Raw genomic sequence first — 20234 nt, forward strand, 5'->3', positions numbered from 1 at the left:
ATTAGCTAAAAGGCTTGGACAGTTTGAGGTTTTGAGTTTGGGCATGGGTTTTGATATCACATAAAAATAGAGAGCGATATGGCAAATACCGATGGCATAATGTCAGCGCGGCAGTCATGGATAGGCACCATTCAAATCATCACGGCGGCGGTCTGCTGGGGTACGTTAGGGATATTTTCAACCTACCTCAATCAAATTGGCTTTAGTGGTTGGCAGATTACGATCTTACGTATCGTGACCGCGGCTTTTCTTATTCTTGTCATGCTACCGAAATTATGGCCGCATCTTATCAAGCTTCGTCGAAAGCAGTGGCTTGGACTGGCATTGCAGTCTTTGATTGGCGTACTTGGTATGTCGGTATGCTACTTTTTTGCTGTGATCTATGTTGGTGCTGGCCCTGCGGTTGCCTTGCTTTATACTGCGCCTGTGTTTAGCCTATTGTTTTCGGCATTCTTGCTTGATGAATCTATCACTCGCCGGTCGGCATTACTGGCGCTCATGGCAGTATTTGGTGTTGGATTGACGATGTTGGGTGAGCAAGCACAAGTCAACTGGGGCATCCTATTAGGACTGCTAGCAGGCGTCTGTTATTCCTTATACGGGGTACTGGGCAAGCGCGCGATGCACGATGCTCACCCTGCGCCTTTGGTGTTTTTTACCTCTATTATCATCAGTGCTGGTGTACTGCTATTATTACCTGAAACCTATCAAACCTATGGGCGGTTATTGAGCTTACCTTTACATACTTGGGGCTATGCCTTGGGGTTGTCTTTGATTGGAACCGTCGTGCCCTTTGCCCTTTATATGAAAGCATTAGAGAAACTACCTGCCACTCGTGCATCAGTATTTACGATTTTTGAGCCATTGACTGCCATTGCCCTTGCCATACTATTACTGCATCAATCCTTATCTTGGATTCAATATGTGGGCGTGGTATTAATCTTACTGGCAGCTTTATTTAATGCCATATTAAACGGCACTGCCACTCGCGTACCACGCTGGCTAAAAAGACGACAAAGAATTTAGTGGTGACTTTTGATTATTTTAAATAGTTTTATATCTGTATTATCAAACGAAAAAAATCCCCAACTATAATTAATAGCTGGAGATTTTTTTATTGGAACGTTACTTTAGAGCAAAGCATTGACACCATAGACAGTTGCTAAACAACTTGGACTGTCTTGATGATATTATTGTTCAATACGCTGCAAAAAGGCCTGCGTACGTGGATGAGTAGACACTTCAAACATCTGCTTAGCGCTACCTTCTTCGACCACATGACCATCCTCAATTAACACCACATGATCCGCCACATCACGAGCAAATTTAATCTCATGAGTCACAACGACCATCGTCCAGCCTTCAGATGCCAGTTGCTTCATCGTGCCCAGTACATCTTGTACCAATTCAGGATCGAGCGCAGACGTTGGCTCATCAAATAATAATAATGACGGCTCGATAGCCAGTGCACGAGCAATGCCGATACGCTGCTGCTGACCACCAGATAGCTGGAACGGATACAGATCTGCCTTATCCGATAAGCCTACTTTATCAAGTAATGCCAGTGCCTGTTCGCGGGCTTGCGCCTTAGTTTGCCCTTGCACTACCGTCGGCCCAAGCATTAAATTCTCAATCGCAGTCTTGTGTGGAAACAAGTTATAAGATTGAAATACCATGCCTGATTTACGCTGCAGCGCCAGCAATGTTTTTTTCTTAGGCTTGGTAGCGAAGTCGACCGTTAAGCTACCATCATCAAAAGCAATGATGCCTTGATCAGGAATTTCCAGCGCATTCAAGCAGCGTAAAAAAGTGGTTTTACCAGACCCTGACGGTCCTAATATCACCACTACCTTGCCTTTTTCGATGGTCAAGTCGATGCCTTTAAGCACTTGATTGCCACCAAAAGCTTTGTGAATATTAGTGACTTGAATCATAAAACTTCCTGTTGTACTGATATCTGTTTGCTAATAACACACGCTTATCGACGCGGTATTACCATCCTATATTGCCCCCATTATCAAGGGTTTATTTCGCCACGTAGCGATCAAGTCTGGTTTCAAGCTTACCTTGAATAAAGGTTAAGAACAGACAAATACCCCAATAAATAATCGCCGCTTCGGTATAGACCAACATAAATTCATAGTTACGTGCGGTGATGATTTGCGCCTGCTTAAATAGCTCAGTCACCAATACCAATGACGCCAAAGAGGTGTCTTTTACTAGGCTGATAAAGGTATTGGATAATGGGGGTACTGACACCCGAAGTGCTTGCGGCAAAATGACATGACGAAAGGTTTGTAGATACGTCAAGCCTACCGTTGAGCCAGCTTCCCACTGTCCTTTTGGAATCGACAAAATAGAGGCACGCACCGTCTCCGATGCATAAGCGCCAATATTGAGCGAAAAGGCAATAATCGCTGAGGGAAAAGGATCAAGCTTTACTCCGATACTTGGCAAACCGTAGAAAATAATAAATAGCTGAACCAGCATTGGTGTCCCGCGAATGGCGGACACATAAATACGGGCAAGTCTGTATATGATTTCATGGAACCAGCCAGCACGCGGTACGATACGAATCAGCGCTACTGTCAGCGCAATAGCCATACCAATCGCAAATGAGATCAATGCCAGCGGTATCGAATAATAAATACCGCCTTTAAGCATTGGCCAAAATGAACTGATGACAATTTGCGCCCGCGCAGGATCCATAAATGGTAGTAGTGCCAGTAACTCAGCTAGCATTGACGTGATAGACGCTAGCATTATTTTTGTTGACTTATATCAGCACCAAAGAACTCTTCGCTAAGCTTGGTCAGCGTCCCATCGGCTGCTAATGCGGCCATTGCTTCATTCAATTTTGCCACCACAGCGTCATCCCCTTTGATGAGTACTAAACCTGAACCAGTCTGCTCACTCGCAGGCGCTGTCAGTTTGATCTCAAGTGCTGCATCTGGGAATTTTTTGAGATAATCCAATACTGCTAGATTGTCATTCATCGTGAAGTCAGCACGGTCTTGCTTAACCAGTTGAATCGCTTGCGCCATACCATCGACAGGGACGATTTCTGCGCCGTAGCGTTCTGCAAGCTCACCATAGTTGCTGCTTAGTGATTGCGCAGTACGCAGACCTTTTAAACCTTCCCACGAGCTATAGCGATTGTCATCAGTCGGTGCTAGTACAACCGCGCCCGACCAGCTATACGGCATGGCTTTGTCATACTTAGCCAAACGCTCAGGCGTGGTCAAGCTTACTTGATTGGCCACCATATCGAAGCGTTTTGAGTCAAGACCTGCCAGCATAGCATCCCACTGGGTCTCTTTAAATTCGACGTCTACGCCCAGTTTATCCGCAACTGCACGTGTCACTTCGACATCATAGCCAGTTAGCTTGCCACTCTCATCATGATAGGTAAATGGCGGATAAGTACCCTCTGTACCGACGTTGATGGTGCCACCATTATTGATACGTTGCAGCAAATCAGAGCCACCCGTCGCGGCACTGTCTGTCGCATTGGTTTCTGCTTCATTGGTAGTAGACTGACCACAAGCGGCAAGTAGCATAGTACTGGCGGCAAGTGCTAAAAGAGTACGACGTTTCATAAGACGTCCTTATAAGAGTGAATGAATAATGCAAAAAGGTATCGTGCCAATAAAACCATAGCAACAAATAAGGATAAAACCAGCACAGGCAAAGACTATAATAAAGTATTTGCGCCGCATTATTTAGCTTTGGCTGCTCGATTTGAGGATGCTCAGCATATTTTTCAATACCGTTTCTATATTATCTTTGAATTTTTGGACATTTTTTAAGCAGATCTTAACGTTATTATTGCCGATTAAATAGCCATTTATTCATATACTAGCGCACTTCAGAAAGAATAAACGTACAAAAACAGTGAGCATGCGTAAGACTATTATAATTCACCGGAGAATTGATAGCGATCGCCTGCATGCCACATCTTCACAAAGGTCAATACTCGACCTGCTGAATACGTCTGACGGCGCAATACCAATGTCGGCGACTGCGGTGCGATTTGCAGTAGCGCGGCTATCTCATCTGGTGCCGCCAGTGCACGAATGGTATAGCTACCGCGCTCTAGTGGACTTTTGGCAATGAGATAATCACTGGTGTTGACCACACTAAAATCCTGCTCAATAAATTCTGGCACCTTTTGCGCATCCACCCAGCGCTCTTCGAACTGTATGGGCTGACCATCCGCAAAGTGAATGATTTTTACCTCGTATAAAACAGCAACGTCGCTACTACTATCTGCGCCAGTACTGTCATCCATTATGGTTGTGTTAGCGCTTGTATTAGAAGACTCAGCTACTTCATCAATATCAAATTTACGCCGTAATTCATCGTCTAACATCGCAGCCATAAGTATGCGTTTACTCACCACTTGCGCCTGATAATCGCGGTTGGCAGATTTTAAATCCTGCGCGATATTGCGCACTTCTACAAAAGTGTGATTGAACTGCTGCTGGGCGACAAACGTCCCCGACCCTTGCCGGCGCTCTAGCACTCGCTCTTCGCTCAGCTCTTTTAGAGCGCGATTGACCGTCATACGCGATACGCCAAACTCTTTTGCCAACGCCATTTCTGTAGAAATTGCATTGCCCGCTTGCCATTTACCAGAGTGAATATTGTCTAATATGGCGTTTTTAATCCGCTGATATGCCGGGATTGTCTTTGTCATGTCCGTGTTTAACCGTTAATTTCACCAATAATAGTAGCGCCATAATATCACGAGATAACGTCATGAACCTTGGCAAAACACTGTGACATTTATCTATCTACCAAAACCCTCACAAAAATAATTGAGTCATTCATAAAAAATTGCTTGCATGAAAAAAGTATCTTTGATAATTTGTATATACAACTTTACGATAGTGCTAAAAAATCTGTGTCATCTAATCGATGTTTCGCTGAATTTATAGACTGACTGTAAAACACTTACTTTGATTACTTATCGTCTTAACAGATATCACAAGGATATGATAATGACTACTGACCATGGAACCAATAAAGAGACTAAGCTGACTCGCCGTGATGAGAGCCGCGAAATCGCTGCGCCCACTGGCAGCGCCCTACATTGCAAAAGCTGGCTGACCGAAGCACCGTATCGCATGCTGCAAAACAATTTGCATCCTGATGTGGCTGAAAACCCAAAAAGCCTAGTCGTCTACGGTGGTATCGGACGCGCAGCCCGCAATTGGGAAAGCTATGATCAAATCCTAGCGTCATTAAAAGAATTGGAAGACGATGAGACGTTGCTCGTGCAATCAGGCAAGCCTGTTGGCGTGTTTCAAACGCACGAAAATGCGCCGCGCGTATTGATTGCCAATTCTAACCTTGTACCACGCTGGGCGACGTGGGAGCATTTTAACGAGCTCGATCGCAAAGACTTAATGATGTATGGCCAAATGACCGCGGGTAGCTGGATTTATATCGGTACGCAAGGCATCGTGCAAGGGACATATGAGACCTTTGTGGAAGCAGGTCGTCAGCATTATGATGGTAGCTGGGCAGGTCGTTGGATTTTAACCGCGGGTCTTGGCGGTATGGGCGGCGCGCAGCCACTTGCGGCTACTTTTGCAGGGGCAACTTCATTAAACATTGAGTGTCAACAATCTAGTATCGATTTTCGCTTACGTACAGGTTATGTCGACAAGCAAGCCAATGACTTAGACCATGCTTATGAGCTCATCAAACAGCATACCGACGCGGGTGAAGCGGTCTCTATTGCCCTACTTGGTAATGCAGCAGACATCTTACCTGAGATGGTCAAGCGCGCCAATGCTGGCGGCATGAAGCCTGATTTGGTCACCGATCAAACCTCAGCACATGACTTGATTAATGGCTATCTACCAAGTGGCTGGACAGTAGAAGCATGGAAAGCTGCCCAAGAAGATTCAGAGCAACATGCAGCACTCACCAAAGCTGCCGCTCAGTCTTGTGCCGTACACGTACAGGCGATGCTAGACTTGCAGTCAATGAACATCCCAACGACCGATTATGGCAATAACATTCGTCAGGTCGCTTTTGATGAAGGCGTTAAAGATGCCTTTAGTTTCCCAGGTTTTGTCCCCGCTTATATTCGCCCGCTGTTCTGCCAAGGTAAAGGCCCATTCCGCTGGGTAGCATTATCAGGCGATCCAGAAGACATCTACAAAACAGATAAAAAAATTAAAGAGCTGTTCCCTGAAAACCAACATATCCATCGCTGGTTAGATATGGCAAAAGAGCGCATTCAATTCCAAGGCTTGCCTGCCCGTATCTGCTGGTTAGGATTGGGTGAGCGTGATAAAGCAGGGCTCGCATTCAATGAAATGGTCAAAAACGGTGAGCTAAAAGGCCCTATCGTCATCGGCCGCGACCACTTGGACACAGGCTCTGTTGCCAGTCCAAACCGCGAAACTGAAAGCATGAAAGATGGCTCAGATGCGGTATCTGATTGGGCATTATTGAATGGTATGCTCAACGTCGCAGGCGGTGCCACTTGGGTATCACTACATCATGGCGGCGGCGTTGGCATGGGCTACTCGCAGCACTCAGGCATGGTCATCGTCGCAGATGGCACTGATGCCGCTGCCAAACGCTTGGCACGAGTGCTAGTCAATGATTGCGGCTCAGGGGTTATGCGTCATGCCGATGCAGGCTATGAGCTAGCGATCAAAACAGCGAAAGATTATGGTCTAAATTTGCCGATGATTAAGTAGCATACCCTTTATCCTTATAAGTAATTATTTGACATAAGGGTATCATCGACATTTTATCAAGGAGGATAATATGATTGAGCAAAATACGACACTAAATCTCAAGGATGCAGCAGCGACACCAATTGAAGCACTACTGTCTAAACCTATAGCGTTACTGCAACTGATAGTCTTTAGTGTTATCGGTTTGGTCATGTTTTTTGTGCCATTTACCATTGGTGAGAAAAGCACGATTTTGTTCGATCATGGGGCAACTTATCTGGTTAATCAGCAGCATACATTGTCTGTGACGTTATTGTTTTTACTGATGATCTTTGGGGTAAGCAAGCCATTTATAGACGGCTCATGGCATAAAAACATTACCCATATAATCATGACTGTTTTTAAAATTATCGGTCTGCTTTTGGCAGTGATGTATATCACGGACACTGCGCCTACTTTTATGATGGAAAAGGACATGCTGCCGTTTTTGTTTGAAAAACTGGCATTACCAGTCGGTATGATTGTACCGCTTGGGGCATTAATTTTAGCATTTTTGGTGGGCTTTGGTTTGCTCGAGATGGTCGGTGTGCTCATGCAACCGATCATGAAACCTATCTGGAAAACCCCAGGTTCATCGGCGATTGATGCGGTCGCATCCTTTGTTGGTAGCTACTCTATCGGGCTGCTCATTACTAATCGCGTGTATTTGCAAAAGCAATATTCAGCGCGCGAAGCCATTATCATTGCGACTGGATTTTCGACCGTATCAGCGGCATTTATGGTCATTGTTGCCAAAACGCTTGGTCTGATGGAGTTTTGGAACCTGTTTTTTTGGTCTACGCTAGTGATTACCTTTATCGTCACTGCGATTACTGCTCGTATTCCACCCATTAGCCTTGTTGATGATAGCGTTGAACGTCCCGCTTTAGACCATAAACGTGGTACACGTCTGGCGGCAGCATTTGATTTGGGTTTGTCCACTTCACGCCGTGCCACTGACCTAAAACAAATCTTATGGTCTAACTTTCGCGATGGGCTGACAATGGCAGCGGCGATTGTGCCTTCTATCATCGCGGTTGGCTTGACAGGATTGATATTAGCAAAGTATACGCCTGTATTCGATGCTTTAGGCTTGCTTCTTTATCCATTTACATGGCTTAGCGGCTTACCAGAGCCTCTGGTTGCCGCCAAAGGTATGTCAGCGGGATTGGCTGAAATGTTCTTGCCAGCACTGCTCCTCAGTGAGGCTGATATACTGACTCGCTATGTTGCAGGGGTCATCTCTATTAGCAGCGTGTTGTTTTTCTCTGCCATGATTCCTTGTGTGCTTGCCACTGAAATACCATTATCTGTCGGCAAAATGGTCATTATCTGGTTTGAGCGTGTGGTACTCAGTATTTTATTGGCTGCGGCATTCGGACATCTAGCCATGTACTTCAACTGGATTGGCTAAAAAAACAAATTTAATAACAAGTATTATGTTAACTAAAAACATTTAAAAAACGTCATTTCAACAAAGACATGAATCAAAAATAATATAACCCATATGTCTTACAATACTAGGATCACCCTATGAACGATATCAAAAAATTAACGCTACACCCTCGCCAGCTTAGCTTTAAGATGCTACGTGATATCTATGAGCAACCTGTCATATTGACATTACCTGAGAGTGCTTATAAAGCTATCGATGCCTCACACGAAGATGTGCGTACGATTATTGCTCGAGACAAAAGCGCTTATGGAATCAATACTGGTTTTGGCTTGTTAGCAAAGACGCGTATCAGTGATGATCAGCTTGAGCTACTTCAGCGCAATTTGATCGTTTCTCACTCAGTGGGTACTGGTGGAGCGTTACCAGACAGCGTCGTGCGACTGATTATGGTGATGAAAGTTGCCAGTTTGGCTCAAGGTGTCTCTGGTGTGCGTCGCGAGGTAGTAGATAGTCTACTGGCCTTAATCAATAATCAAATCACGCCAAATATTCCGGCAAAAGGGTCTGTTGGTGCTTCTGGTGATTTAGCGCCTTTATCACACATGACACTTGCAATGATGGGTGAAGGTGACGTGTTTGTCGCTGGCGAAAAAGTGCCTGCAGCAGAAGCTCTAGCTCAACATGGACTTGAGCCAATTACCCTAGCAGCCAAAGAAGGCCTCGCGCTTATCAATGGTACGCAAGTTTCAACCGCGCTAGCATTACGGGGTTATTTCTTAGCGCGTGATTTGCTTGAGACCGCCACCATCGTCGGCTCACTGTCGATTGATGCTGCCAAAGGATCGGACTCACCATTTGATGCGCGTATTCACGAAGTACGTGGCCATCATGGTCAAATTGAAATCGCCAAAGCACATCGTCAACTGATCAAAGGCAGTGCCATTCGTGCCTCACATGATGGCGAGCAAGACGATAGAGTTCAAGACCCTTACTGCTTGCGTTGTCAGCCGCAAGTCATGGGTGCCTGTCTTGATATCATCAATCAAGCAGGTAAAACGCTACTAATCGAATCCAATGCCGTCACTGACAATCCGCTAATTTTTAATAACGAAGATGGCCCAGTGGCTATATCAGGTGGTAACTTCCATGCTGAGCCAGTCGCTTTTGCCGCTGATATTTTAGCCTTGGCAATTGCCGAGATTGGTTCTATGTCTGAGCGCCGTGTGGCCTTACTTATCGATGCGACGCTGTCAGGTGGTCTGCCGCCATTCTTGGTTGATAACGCTGGGGTCAACTCAGGCTTTATGATCGCCCATGTGACAGCAGCGGCACTGGCTTCAGAAAACAAATCTATCGCCCATCCGGGTAGCGTCGATAGCATCCCAACCTCTGCCAACCAAGAAGATCATGTCTCCATGGCGACCTATTGCGCACGCCGCTTATACGAGATGGCGCAAAATACTGCCACCATTATCGGTATTGAGCTATTGGCTGCCGGTCAAGGGATTGATTTTCATCGCGGATTAGAGACATCAGAGCCGTTGACTGTGGCGCATCAGAAACTGCGCGAGAAAGTGACTTTCTATGATAAAGACCGCTACCTAGCGCCTGATATCGAAGAGGCCAAGCAATTGGTATTAGACGGTACGCTTGCTGAGCACTGGCAGTCATTACGTAGCAACTGGTACGAGTCTAAATAAGCGTTAGATAATAGAAGGGAATGAGCAATGGCCATTACGAAAATTAGCACAACCGTGAGTCACACAGCGGCTGACATGATGCTGTGGACTGGCCGTGCAGAGCCATTTGAGACGGCACGTGCCCGCTACTGGTATCAGCTCGCCCAGCCTTACGAGGATCAAAATATTGGGCTAATCGGCTTTGCTTGCGATCAAGGGGTTAGGCGCAATCAAGGCCGCGTGGGTGCACGAGCTGCCCCACCTCTGATTCGCCGAGCGTTTGCGACACTGCCAGTCATTGCGCCATTGCAAATACGATATGACAATCAACTGGCAACATTGCTAGGTGATGCTGGCGACATTCATTGTCACGACGATGATGACTTTGCCGCGCACACTCTTGAGCAAGCTCAGCTCAAATATGCAGATAAGGTAAGCGCTATTGTCAAGCAAGGCGGCTTACCCATCGGGCTTGGCGGTGGTCATGCCATTGCTTATGGTAGCTTTTTGGGATTGTGGCAAGCGCTACAGCAGACAGATATTACCAATGATATAGATGCACTGCCGCGTATTGGTATTATCAATTTTGACGCCCATCTTGATATTCGTCAGTCGGATGTGGCGACTTCTGGTACACCGTTTCGCCAAATTGCCGAGCATCTTGACGCACATGGTCAGCCATTCAACTATTGCTGTATTGGCGTCAGTCGGTTCTCTAACACGGCGGCGCTGTTTGATCGTGCCGAGCAATTGGGCGTGCATATCATCAGTGATGAAGACTGCCATTATCAGCCTTGGCAGATACTTGCCGATCAGGTTATAAGCTTTATCAATCAAGTTGAGGTGGTTTATCTGACCATTGATATGGACTGCTTGCCTGCCAGTGTTGTGCCCGGTGTGAGTGCCCCAGCGGCTTATGGCATTGAGCTTGGGTTTGTTGAGTGCATGGTAACAACCATTATGGCTACTGGTAAAGTAAAAATGGCCGACATTGCCGAGATTAATCCCACCTTTGATATTGATGCGCGTAGCTGCAAAGTTGCGGCAAGACTATTAGCGACTATTATAGAGCAGCATTTACTGACTCTACAAATAAAGACTTATGAATAAAACTTTAAAGATGAATTTTATATATTCACCTGACTATCAGTATTAAGCAGGAGCTTATTATGAACAACTCTAGCGCACAGATACTCGACAAATCTATCAATACTACAGAGGATAAAGACATCCTGACATCGTTTGACCACATCATTACCAATGTCAATCTTGCAACGTTTTCCGCCCATTACGGTTTTAATGGCAGTGACCATGTGCCTTATGGGCAACTGGAAGATGCTGCCATCGGTATTATTGATGACAAAATTGCGTGGATTGGCTCTAATAAAAAAATAACTGCGCACCTGTCGCATTACTCAGCAGGGCAAATAAAAAATGCTCATGGCGGCTGGATAACTCCCGGACTTATCGACTGTCACACTCATATCGTCTATGGTGGAAATCGCAGCAATGAGTTCGAGGCACGTTTGCAAGGCGCTAGTTATCAAGACATTGCGGCACAAGGTGGCGGTATCGTCTCAACTGTCACTGCCACCCGCGCTGCCAATATTGAATCGCTATTTGCACAAAGTGAAAAACGGTTGCTTGCACTGATGAAAGAAGGCGTGACCAGTATCGAAATCAAATCGGGCTACGGCTTAGATTTAGATACTGAACGCAAAATGCTCACGGTTGCTCGCCAACTTGGTGACAAACACAATATCCATGTGAGCACCACTTATCTAGCGGCTCATGCCTTGCCACCTGAATACAAATCTCACATGCAGGACCGCTCGGATGATTATATCGAGCAAGTGTGTACATGGCTACCAATTCTACATACAGAAGGCTTAGTCGATGCAGTCGATGGCTTTTGTGAAAACATCGCCTTTAGCACTGAGCAAATCAGACGCGTTTTTGAGGTGGCACGCTCATTGAACCTACCAGTCAAACTGCACTCTGAGCAGTTGTCTGATATAGGTGGCAGCGCCTTGGTTGCTGAATATAAAGGGTTATCAAGCGACCATTTAGAGCATTTATCAGCAGACGACATCAAAAAAATGGCGGCCAGTGATACCGTTGCAGTTCTATTGCCCGGTGCATTTTATACCCTGCGGGATACCAAGTTGCCACCTATTGAGGCATTACGCAGGCACCAAGTACCTATGGCTATTTCTACTGATTGTAATCCTGGCACTTCACCGCTTACCTCATTATTGCTTGCGATGAACATGGGCTGTACGCTATTTTACTTAACGACTGAAGAAGTACTGGCAGGCTCAACCGTTTATGCAGCACAAGCGCTGGGACTGTCTAATAAAGGTAAAATAGAGGTTGGCTGTGATGCAGATTTGGTCTTATGGGATATCGCCCGACCTGCGGATTTGGCTTATCAGATGGGACTAAACCCTATTAACGGCATTATGGTTCAAGGCAAGTGGCGTGAGACGGTATAGCGAACTCATCTAACTACTCACATTAAAAAAGCCCCAGTCATTGAATGATTAGGGCTTTTTTAAAAATAAATGCACAGCCTTGCTACCCCATTTTCAAAAAACTGAGTAGCAAGAAAAACGACTATTGGCGATACCTATCATGTCTATCTGTCTAACTTACTTAGCTATTTCTTAAACTTATTGTTGAATACGCTGCCAGTATTGGCATCAACATTTAGCCAAACGATACTATTACCTTTGAGGATATCAGCTTCATAATAGGACGCATGATCACTATAATCTCGGTCGTTTTTAAACTCAATCTCGATAACACGGCCGCCCGATTGTTTTTCAGCAATTTTCATTGCCTGTTTAACATCAATCTTCGCTTGTTTAAGCGCCTTATAATCTACCAGATCATCACTGTCTAATCGTTCCACATCCGTACTGATCACTCTACCATTCATGGCGTCGACTTTGATTTCATAGTTTCGGCTACTGGTTACAAATTCCATCTCATACACACCGCCTTGCGCTTTATCATCATCGTGATCAAAGCTGGCACTCATCAATAGACCAGATGACTTTTTCGCCGCAATATTTATTGCTTGTTGTAAGCTTATTCTACTGGCTTTGGCGGCTTGCACCTCACTTGCTAGCGGTTGCTGTGTAGATGCATAGATTGTCGTAGTCAACATAGCCGCACCCACTACTACTGCAGCACGAGTACCCAAAGTCGTTAGCGAAAATGGCTTGAAAATCTTGCTCATAACGGTCTCCACAAAATTAATCTTATTGAGTGTTCTAAAATTATTATCTTTTAAAAAACACATATTATCAATAGGTCAATCGTATCACTTCATAAAAACCACTTTGACTATTCACGGTAGGGTTCATCCATAAAAAACGCGCCTATCGTTAAAACAGACGCGTTTTTCGTTAGTAGGTGGCTATGATAAAAGTGCTTAGTTTAAAATACCGTAAGCAACCAATGCATCGGCAACTCGTTTAAAGCCAACGATATTTGCACCAGCCATATAGTTGATATAGCCATTATCCGTTTGACCATACTGTTCTGAGGCGTCAGCTGCGCAGTCATGGATATTTCGCATGATATTTTTGAGGCGCAAGTCGATTTGCTCAAAGCTCTTATACTGACGGACTGAGTTTTGTGACATCTCAAGCGCAGAGACTGCTACACCGCCCGCGTTGGCGGCTTTGCCTGGGGCATAATGCACCCGGTGCAAACGAATATAGTCGATGGCTTCAGCAGTCAATGGCATGTTAGCACCTTCGACAACGTATGTGATGCCATTTTCAACCATGAGCTTGGCATCTTCTTCATTGACTTCATTTTGCGTCGCTGATGGAATCGCGATGTCACCTTTGAATTGCCACGGCTTTTGCTTCGCAAACCACTCTCCACCATAAACATCGACGTACTCAGCCAACGGTTTGCTTTTTGCTTTTTGTGCCTTGAGCCAATCAATTTTTTCTTGATTCAGACCCGCTTCATCATACAAAGTCCCTTGTGAGTCTGACACAGTGACGACGATGCCGCCCAGCATATGGGCTTTTTCAGCAGCATGTAATGAGACGTTACCAGCACCTGAAACCAATACTCTCTTACCTTTGATATCGTCATTTTGCGCCGTAAGCATGTTTTCTAAGAAATACACCGCGCCATAACCTGTCGCCTCAGTACGCATCAAACTGCCACCGAAGCCAACGCCTTTACCGGTCAAAACCCCGCCGTATTCGTGCGTTAAATTCTTATACATCGCAAACATATAGCTGACTTCACGCCCACCCACGCCAATGTCACCAGCGGGCACATCGATGTCTTTATTCACATAGTGATGTAGCTCACGCATAAAGGCATAGCAAAAACGGCGGATTTCACTGTCTGTTTTGCCTTTGGGATCAAAATCAGAGCCACCTTTACCACCGCCCATTGGCAATCCAGTCAAAGCGTTTTTGAATATTTGCTCAAAGCCTAAAAACTTCAAAACAGATTGGTTGACAGTCGGATGAAATCTCACGCCACCTTTATAAGGACCTAGGGCATTGCTGAACTGGACACGCCAGCCGCGGTTAACCTGAACTTCACCTTGGTCATTTTCCCAGTTAATACGAAAAGCAATAACGCGGTCAGGCTCAACGAGGCGCTCAAATATTTTAAAAGTATCATATTCTGGGTGGGCGTCGTATAACGGCGCAATCGTAATTGCAACTTCTTTTACCGCTTGAACGAATTCAGGTTGATGGGCGTAACGCGCTTCGACTTTTTCGATGGCCTGACTGATACTCATATCTTTTCCTTAGGGTAAAAATGGTGAACGTGCTTACTTACACCGATGTCACGTCGTATGACAACAAACGAGAGGATTGTAGACACTGGTGTAAAACTGAAATTGCCTCGACACGCTGGCTTGTGTAGAGACAAGTGGGATTAAAAAAGCTGACTGAATTTATGCCTAGATGCCATATTCAGAGACAAGAACATTTTTTATCTCATAATATATATCATTTTTGAGGCGTATAAGTCTAGTAAATATCACCATCATGAAAAGTTATAAGCGATTTTTATTGGCACAGTCTAGCGTGCGCCTTTGCATAGCACCTTGAGATGCCGACTGACGAGCTTACAGATCTCATTGATTGTGCTAAAAATAGTCCTGTATTACTAAAAAATCTTTGTTTTTCTAATCTGTAAATAAATCAAATATTAATGGAAATTTGTGTATTGATAACCGTTAAGTAAAGACGAAAGGTCGATAATCAGCACCAAACGGTATAAAAAAACCAAAAACTTGGCTTTTTGCTTGAGCTGATGTATATCAATATTAACAGCAAGGGTTTATAATAGCTGACTTAGTCAACATTTATTCTCCACCATTACTAACTGTTATTTGATTAATTGAATAACCCGTCATAGAGAAAGCGTTATGCGTACAGATTCATTCCAGCAAATCTTGGAAGACCTAAACAGCTCATCAGCCGATGTTGAAGCATCTGCCCTTATTTCTAACGATGGTCTGATGATTGCCTCAGCACTACCAACGGGCGTTGATGAAGACCGTGTTGGCGCTATGTCAGCGGCTTTATTGTCATTAGGTGACCGCGCAGGTCGTGAGTTGGCACGTGGTAGTATCGATCGTATTATGATTCAAGGTGAAAAAGGCTACGTGATTATGACCTCATCTGGAGATGAAGCGGTACTTACTATTATGGCAAAACCGAATGCAAAACTTGGTTTGATATTTTTAGATATCAAGCGTGCCTCAGAAGCCCTTGCAAAACTTATCTAATTGGTAAATTTGGATTTTTGTCGATAATACATTTTTTATTATTTAACGTCATATAGCACATAGCGCGACTGATAAATATGACTTTAAATCAAAATGAGGTGACTGTCTCATAAAAAATATTTAAGATGGCACACATTATTTGTGTGGAATAATGGCCTGATAAATATTGGGACAACGACTGAGCTGAAAGGCAACATGATGTTATCGACAACTACCACACCAGATTGGCTTTTTAATCATTATAAATATAACGATAAATAAAGGAGATTACGATGGGTTCTCCAATCCCTGATGCACATAAGCCTGATATGCCCGCTGAGCAGATTACTCTGACTTATTATGATGGTACATCGCGGACTGTCTATGATACTGGTATTGAACGCCCTTATCCTGATGGCAAGCTGATTGTATCGCGCACCGATTTGGATGGTGTGCTGACTCACGTCAACGATGCTTTTGTCGAAATCAGTGGCTACAGCGTCGATGAACTTATTGGTCAGCCACAATCTATTTTGCGCCACCCTGATATGCCAAAAGCCGCTTATAAAGATTTATGGGATACCGCAGCGGCTGGGCAAAAATGGCATGGCTACGTTAAGAATTTATGCAAAGATGGTAGTCACTATTGGGTCTATGCTACCGTTGTGCCAAACATTCGTCGCGGCGAAACAGTAGGTTATACCTCGGTACGCCGTAAGCCATCACGTAGCAAAATCGAAGCTGCTATGGCTCAGTATGCCCAAATGAATCAAAATGAGGAAGGCTAAATCATGACGACACACAATATGTTAATCGCCCCTGATTTTTCTCCTGAGCGTTTTGCAGGCTGGCACATGTTTAATATTTTGATTCAAAAACGTGCCAACCTAAATATGCATCTGAACATACCTACCTCACATGCTGAACAAGAACAAATCATTGAGGCAGGTGACATTCAAGTTATCTATGCCAACCCATTTGATGCAGCTACTTTGATCCGTGAACAAGGCTATCGCGCTGTTGCACGCCCTATCGGCAAATCGGATGAGATGGTCATTGCTGCTGCGGCAAACAGTGATATCAAGCGCTTAGAAGACATTAAAGCGGGTGCGACCGTAGCAATGGCAGACAACCGTGATGTTAAGCTGATTGGCTTACGCTTGCTAGAAGCTGTGGATATAGAAGAGTCTGATCTTAACTGGGATATCACTGAGACTTATCAGGCAGCCGCCCGTAAAGTCATCAAAGGTGATGCTCAAGCGGCTTTCTTCTTGGCAGAGATTTTTCATAGCTTTTCACGCTTGACCAAAACTCAGCTGTCAGTGCTAATCGAAAGTGATTTGGCAGATATTAGCCATGTATTACTGATTAAAGATGGCTTTCCTGATACAGAAATATTCATGAATGCGATCCTGAACTTGCATAATGATGACGATGGTAGAGAAGCATTGGCTGAACTTGGCATGCCTCAAGGGTTTGAAGCCATGGACGAAGAAGATGCTGAATTTATGATAGATTTGATGCAAACTTTACTTGATTAATTATTACTTATTAATTGGCACGTTGCACCGTTTCGCTTAGTGAAGTCATAGGCTATTGTCGCTCAATAGTGGCTATATCATTTTGACCATACGATATTAGCCATAAGTTGTTAGTCATACAATAGACACTATGACTTAAAGGACACTATTATGTCTGATTTAGACCTTATCAAAGAAAATGAGATGGAAGCGCGCCGAGTATTTCGTTTATATTCGCGTAAAGTGTTTTTGGCACCCAATAACCGTCATTTTCATGAACAACGTATCAATGCCGCATTACTTTTGACCGAAAAAGAGCCGCTACAAGGTGCCGTCGCAGACTTTTTTTATGGCTGTTGGTATGACATCCCTTACGATGTAAATAACCTGTTTACGCGTATTAAAGATCGCTTGTACCCTCATGTCCAGCAAGGGTTTCGCGATTGTATTAGTAAGAAGCGATATATTCAACGCAATAGTATGCTGGCGACTCGCTGGAGTGTCCTGATATCGCCGTCTCTCAATGAGCAAAAACAGCGATTGCTTATCAGTAGCGATGATGCCAAAGAAATATCCAAAGACATCACCGCTGAGCTCATGCAGGCGCGTGAAGATAAGGATTGGGGCACGATTGAGCAGATCGAAAACGAATTCTTTGCTCACTGTATCACTCGCAATGATCTACTTGCCTTCTCGCTAGTATGGTTTCGCTTGGGTAAAAGCGACTGGCAATTCGATGAGCGCTGGAACAACTGTCAACAGCATCTTGATCAAACCATCAAGACCTAATTTATCGCCGATTTAACCCTTTCATCACAATGGTAGCCGCTATGTCCTCTTACTTAAATGCTGATAAAACGTATCTAACCCTCACTCCAGCCGGTATTTTTGAGGCATTTTCACAAAGTGAGCCCACTGATGAACAGCTGTCATTACAAGACTTAATGTCCTATGGGGAGACGTTGCTCGCCGCTGATTGGCTTGAGCGTTATCCTGACGAATGGCTACAGAGCTTTATAGAACACGGCTGGATTGAAAAGCTGTCTTTGTTGTTACCCGCACCCAATCTGCCGTTGGACCAGTTTTTACCGTATGTGGTTGCCAGCTTATCCGGTAAACGCCGTGCCGCTATTGGCTCTGATGAAGGGTTTTGCCTAGCACGAATCGGTTACAGCCAAGAAGAAGCGGACATGCTAAGTGTTGCAGCTGCTGACTTTTCAGGTTTTATGATCCGCCAAAAACAACGCGGCTGGGCGGTCGAAAGCCAAGCCATCTCGTTTTTTCAACAAGTTGACTTACTGATTCCTGAGACCAGCTTTGTGTTCTTATGGATTGATGGTTCAGGTTACGCCCTCATCATCGATGGCGAGCCTCTGACTAATAGCCGCGCCTTTGTTGAGATGGTATGGGCATTGAAAACGTCTGGCTTAAGATTTCTTAGCTAAATGTTAGAACAAATCTTATCCTGATACAGTATTGAAAGGATATTTTCTATGTATGCTTAGTTGGCTTATTTATCCTTATCATTTCCAAACTTTGAAATAAGTGCCATGATGACTTCTTGAGAATTAATTGGATAAGACTCATTACTTATAGATTGAAAATCTTTAGGGGCAAATATTCTTTGAGCAATTTCTGATTTTATTTTATGTTGCTCTTCTTCAGGTAACGAGGCTATATAGGGATTGATAGCTTTCAAATCTAGTGATGTTTGAAGGTGTGTATACTGTTGCTGACGATGCTTAGTAGACTCACGCGCTAAGTAAGCAGCTGGCACAGATAATAAGAATACTAATGCTAATCGTAAAAGAGCATTAGAAAGGTCGAAGCTTTGGTGTATAGACTCCCAAAAAGAATATCCAGGGGAGTTTCCCAAACTTTGTGTAACTGCTTATAATCCACTAACCGGAGAATAAGCAATGACTACTCAATCTGACATTAAAAAACTGGCCGAGCAAATGGCCAGCAGCATGAACAGCTTTGATGATATCAAAGACTTCCAGAAGCAGCTCATGCAGTCGTTTATCGACACTGCCCTTGAAGCTGAGATGGAAGACCATCTTGGCTACCCCAAGCATGAAAAGGCGGATAAGCCAAACAAGCGCAACGGACATACTAGAAAGACCGTCCGCAGTGATAGCGGCGCGCTTGAGATCTCCACCCCAAGAGACCGTGATGGTGACTTTGAACCTGCGTTAGTGCGTAAGCATCAAACCCGTATCAGTGGCCTTGATGATAAAATAATCATGTTTTATGCCAAGGGTCAAACCACCACTGAAATTGTCGAAACCATCAAAGACATCTACGACGTTGATATATCAAGCTCTCTTGTCTCAAGAGTCACGGATAACCTCTTAGATGACATCACCGCATGGCAGAACAGGCCACTGAGCAGCATCTATCCTATCGTCTATTTGGACTGCATCGTCGTGAAGATACGTCAAGACAAGCAGATCATCAACAAGGCTATCTATCTAGCGCTAGGTGTTGCTCTTAACGGTAAAAAAGAGCTGCTTGGTATGTGGTTATCAGAGAATGAGGGCGCTAAGTTCTGGCTGGGCGTTCTCACTGAGCTACAAGACCGCGGAGTACAAGACATCTTAATCGCTTGTGTCGACGGCTTAAAGGGCTTCCCCGATGCTATCAACACCGTTTATCCCAACGCTCAGGTTCAGCTGTGTATCGTGCATATGGTGCGTTACTCCATGAAGTTTGTACCATGGACGGATAAGAAGGCCGTAGCGGCTGATTTAAAGGCCATCTATGGCGCTGATACGCTTGAGATGGCAGAGGCCAATCTTGAGCACTTTGATGAGGTGTGGGGCGAGAAATACCCGCACGTGGTTAAGTCTTGGCGCAATAACTGGGAGGGCTTAACGGTGTTCTTTGGCTACCCTAAAGACATCAGAAAAGCGGTTTATACCACCAATGCGATAGAGTCGCTAAACAGTGTGATTCGGACGGCGGTGAATAAGCGTAAGGTGTTCCCCTCTGATCAGGCTGCATTTAAAGTGGTCTATTTAGCAACTCAGCAGGCATCCAAAAAGTGGTCTATGCCCATTCGTAACTGGACGTCTGCTTTAAATCGCTTTATGATTATGTTTGATGATCGTATTAGTAAGCATTTAATCTAAA

At 44.6% G+C, this 20234-nt stretch carries 20 protein-coding genes; 13 read left to right on the forward strand and 7 right to left on the reverse strand.

The annotated features are described in order from the left end of the window. Nucleotides 1–78 precede the first annotated feature (78 nt). Nucleotides 79–1026, forward strand: a complete 948-nt coding sequence (locus JMW85_RS11745; protein ID WP_201581907.1) for a DMT family transporter — start codon at nt 79–81, stop codon at nt 1024–1026. Nucleotides 1027–1190: 164 nt separating this feature from the next. On the opposite strand, the gene JMW85_RS11750 is transcribed toward JMW85_RS11745, so the two are convergent. The 3 genes from JMW85_RS11750 to JMW85_RS11760 form a co-directional block, all read right to left on the reverse strand. Beyond that, the gene (locus tag JMW85_RS11750; protein ID WP_060491687.1) at nt 1191–1934 is read right to left on the reverse strand and encodes an amino acid ABC transporter ATP-binding protein; all 744 of its coding nucleotides are present in this window, start codon (nt 1932–1934) and stop codon (nt 1191–1193) included. A 91-nt stretch (nt 1935–2025) separates the two neighbouring features. Beyond that, nucleotides 2026–2763, reverse strand: a complete 738-nt coding sequence (locus tag JMW85_RS11755) for an amino acid ABC transporter permease (protein WP_276529646.1) — start codon at nt 2761–2763, stop codon at nt 2026–2028. After that, nucleotides 2763–3599, reverse strand: a complete 837-nt coding sequence (locus tag JMW85_RS11760) for an amino acid ABC transporter substrate-binding protein (protein WP_045444411.1) — start codon at nt 3597–3599, stop codon at nt 2763–2765. The genes JMW85_RS11755 and JMW85_RS11760 overlap by 1 nt, the downstream gene beginning before the upstream one ends. A 21-nt stretch (nt 3600–3620) precedes the next feature. On the opposite strand from JMW85_RS11760, the gene JMW85_RS11765 reads away from it, so the two are divergent. Next, complete coding sequence (locus JMW85_RS11765) at nt 3621–3809, forward strand: hypothetical protein (protein WP_201581908.1); 189 nt, start codon at nt 3621–3623, stop codon at nt 3807–3809. Between the two features lie 104 nt (nt 3810–3913). Here JMW85_RS11765 and JMW85_RS11770 read toward each other — a convergent pair whose 3' ends face one another. Further along, nucleotides 3914–4699: a UTRA domain-containing protein gene (locus tag JMW85_RS11770; RefSeq protein ID WP_201581909.1), complete on the reverse strand. Its 786-nt coding sequence runs from the start codon at nt 4697–4699 to the stop codon at nt 3914–3916. A gap of 304 nt (nt 4700–5003) precedes the next feature. Between JMW85_RS11770 and hutU the strand changes: the two genes are divergently transcribed. The 5 genes from hutU to hutI all read left to right on the forward strand — a co-directional run bounded on the left by hutU (nt 5004) and on the right by hutI (nt 12310). Beyond that, nucleotides 5004–6722, forward strand: coding sequence for a urocanate hydratase (gene hutU / locus JMW85_RS11775; RefSeq protein WP_201581910.1), 1719 nt, complete (start codon nt 5004–5006; stop codon nt 6720–6722). A gap of 70 nt (nt 6723–6792) precedes the next feature. Then, a complete protein-coding gene (locus JMW85_RS11780) occupies nt 6793–8154 on the forward strand; it encodes a YjiH family protein (RefSeq protein ID WP_201581911.1) in 1362 nt (453 codons plus the stop codon). Between the two features lie 119 nt (nt 8155–8273). Further along, complete coding sequence (gene hutH, locus JMW85_RS11785; RefSeq protein ID WP_201581912.1) at nt 8274–9836, forward strand: histidine ammonia-lyase; 1563 nt, start codon at nt 8274–8276, stop codon at nt 9834–9836. Between the two features lie 27 nt (nt 9837–9863). Further along, nucleotides 9864–10925: a formimidoylglutamase gene (gene hutG, locus JMW85_RS11790; RefSeq protein ID WP_201581913.1), complete on the forward strand. Its 1062-nt coding sequence runs from the start codon at nt 9864–9866 to the stop codon at nt 10923–10925. A gap of 59 nt (nt 10926–10984) precedes the next feature. After that, nucleotides 10985–12310 (forward strand): imidazolonepropionase, encoded by a 1326-nt coding sequence (hutI, locus tag JMW85_RS11795; RefSeq protein ID WP_201581914.1) that lies wholly within the window; start codon nt 10985–10987, stop codon nt 12308–12310. Nucleotides 12311–12474: 164 nt separating this feature from the next. Here hutI and JMW85_RS11800 read toward each other — a convergent pair whose 3' ends face one another. Both JMW85_RS11800 and gdhA read right to left on the reverse strand, forming a co-directional pair. After that, a complete protein-coding gene (locus tag JMW85_RS11800) occupies nt 12475–13059 on the reverse strand; it encodes a PepSY domain-containing protein (protein ID WP_055124627.1) in 585 nt (194 codons plus the stop codon). Nucleotides 13060–13254: 195 nt separating this feature from the next. Further along, nucleotides 13255–14601, reverse strand: a complete 1347-nt coding sequence (gdhA, locus tag JMW85_RS11805; RefSeq protein WP_055124628.1) for an NADP-specific glutamate dehydrogenase — start codon at nt 14599–14601, stop codon at nt 13255–13257. 636 nt (nt 14602–15237) lie between these two features. Here gdhA and JMW85_RS11810 point away from each other — a divergent pair. The 5 genes from JMW85_RS11810 (at nt 15238) to JMW85_RS11830 (ending at nt 18544) form a co-directional block, all read left to right on the forward strand. Continuing rightward, nucleotides 15238–15600, forward strand: a complete 363-nt coding sequence (locus tag JMW85_RS11810; protein WP_010201036.1) for a roadblock/LC7 domain-containing protein — start codon at nt 15238–15240, stop codon at nt 15598–15600. A gap of 272 nt (nt 15601–15872) precedes the next feature. Then, the gene (locus tag JMW85_RS11815; RefSeq protein ID WP_055124629.1) at nt 15873–16367 is read left to right on the forward strand and encodes a PAS domain-containing protein; all 495 of its coding nucleotides are present in this window, start codon (nt 15873–15875) and stop codon (nt 16365–16367) included. Between the two features lie 3 nt (nt 16368–16370). Further along, nucleotides 16371–17120 (forward strand): PhnD/SsuA/transferrin family substrate-binding protein, encoded by a 750-nt coding sequence (locus tag JMW85_RS11820; protein ID WP_045444391.1) that lies wholly within the window; start codon nt 16371–16373, stop codon nt 17118–17120. 150 nt (nt 17121–17270) lie between these two features. Next, the gene (locus tag JMW85_RS11825) at nt 17271–17888 is read left to right on the forward strand and encodes a hypothetical protein (protein WP_201581915.1); all 618 of its coding nucleotides are present in this window, start codon (nt 17271–17273) and stop codon (nt 17886–17888) included. 41 nt (nt 17889–17929) lie between these two features. After that, complete coding sequence (locus JMW85_RS11830; protein WP_201554603.1) at nt 17930–18544, forward strand: hypothetical protein; 615 nt, start codon at nt 17930–17932, stop codon at nt 18542–18544. Between the two features lie 65 nt (nt 18545–18609). Here the strand turns inward: JMW85_RS11830 and JMW85_RS11835 are convergent, their stop codons facing one another. Next, nucleotides 18610–18975 (reverse strand): hypothetical protein, encoded by a 366-nt coding sequence (locus JMW85_RS11835; RefSeq protein WP_201581916.1) that lies wholly within the window; start codon nt 18973–18975, stop codon nt 18610–18612. 43 nt (nt 18976–19018) lie between these two features. Between JMW85_RS11835 and JMW85_RS11840 the strand changes: the two genes are divergently transcribed. After that, entirely contained in the window at nt 19019–20233 is a 1215-nt protein-coding gene (locus JMW85_RS11840; RefSeq protein WP_087813552.1) for an IS256 family transposase, read from the forward strand. Nucleotide 20234: the final 1 nt, after the last annotated feature.

The sequence above is a fragment of the Psychrobacter glacincola genome (assembly GCF_904846075.1).
Classification (GTDB): Bacteria; Pseudomonadota; Gammaproteobacteria; order Pseudomonadales; family Moraxellaceae; genus Psychrobacter; species Psychrobacter glacincola_C.

Coding starts and splice junctions, on each gene's coding strand:
- JMW85_RS11745 (WP_201581907.1), top strand. CDS start 79: ATGGCAAATACCGATGGCATAATGTCAGCGCGGCAGTCATGGATAGGC.
- JMW85_RS11750 (WP_060491687.1), bottom strand. CDS start 1,934: ATGATTCAAGTCACTAATATTCACAAAGCTTTTGGTGGCAATCAAGTG.
- JMW85_RS11755 (WP_276529646.1), bottom strand. CDS start 2,763: ATGCTAGCGTCTATCACGTCAATGCTAGCTGAGTTACTGGCACTACTA.
- JMW85_RS11760 (WP_045444411.1), bottom strand. CDS start 3,599: ATGAAACGTCGTACTCTTTTAGCACTTGCCGCCAGTACTATGCTACTT.
- JMW85_RS11765 (WP_201581908.1), top strand. CDS start 3,621: ATGAATAATGCAAAAAGGTATCGTGCCAATAAAACCATAGCAACAAAT.
- JMW85_RS11770 (WP_201581909.1), bottom strand. CDS start 4,699: ATGACAAAGACAATCCCGGCATATCAGCGGATTAAAAACGCCATATTA.
- hutU (WP_201581910.1), top strand. CDS start 5,004: ATGACTACTGACCATGGAACCAATAAAGAGACTAAGCTGACTCGCCGT.
- JMW85_RS11780 (WP_201581911.1), top strand. CDS start 6,793: ATGATTGAGCAAAATACGACACTAAATCTCAAGGATGCAGCAGCGACA.
- hutH (WP_201581912.1), top strand. CDS start 8,274: ATGAACGATATCAAAAAATTAACGCTACACCCTCGCCAGCTTAGCTTT.
- hutG (WP_201581913.1), top strand. CDS start 9,864: ATGGCCATTACGAAAATTAGCACAACCGTGAGTCACACAGCGGCTGAC.
- hutI (WP_201581914.1), top strand. CDS start 10,985: ATGAACAACTCTAGCGCACAGATACTCGACAAATCTATCAATACTACA.
- JMW85_RS11800 (WP_055124627.1), bottom strand. CDS start 13,059: ATGAGCAAGATTTTCAAGCCATTTTCGCTAACGACTTTGGGTACTCGT.
- gdhA (WP_055124628.1), bottom strand. CDS start 14,601: ATGAGTATCAGTCAGGCCATCGAAAAAGTCGAAGCGCGTTACGCCCAT.
- JMW85_RS11810 (WP_010201036.1), top strand. CDS start 15,238: ATGCGTACAGATTCATTCCAGCAAATCTTGGAAGACCTAAACAGCTCA.
- JMW85_RS11815 (WP_055124629.1), top strand. CDS start 15,873: ATGGGTTCTCCAATCCCTGATGCACATAAGCCTGATATGCCCGCTGAG.
- JMW85_RS11820 (WP_045444391.1), top strand. CDS start 16,371: ATGACGACACACAATATGTTAATCGCCCCTGATTTTTCTCCTGAGCGT.
- JMW85_RS11825 (WP_201581915.1), top strand. CDS start 17,271: ATGTCTGATTTAGACCTTATCAAAGAAAATGAGATGGAAGCGCGCCGA.
- JMW85_RS11830 (WP_201554603.1), top strand. CDS start 17,930: ATGTCCTCTTACTTAAATGCTGATAAAACGTATCTAACCCTCACTCCA.
- JMW85_RS11840 (WP_087813552.1), top strand. CDS start 19,019: ATGACTACTCAATCTGACATTAAAAAACTGGCCGAGCAAATGGCCAGC.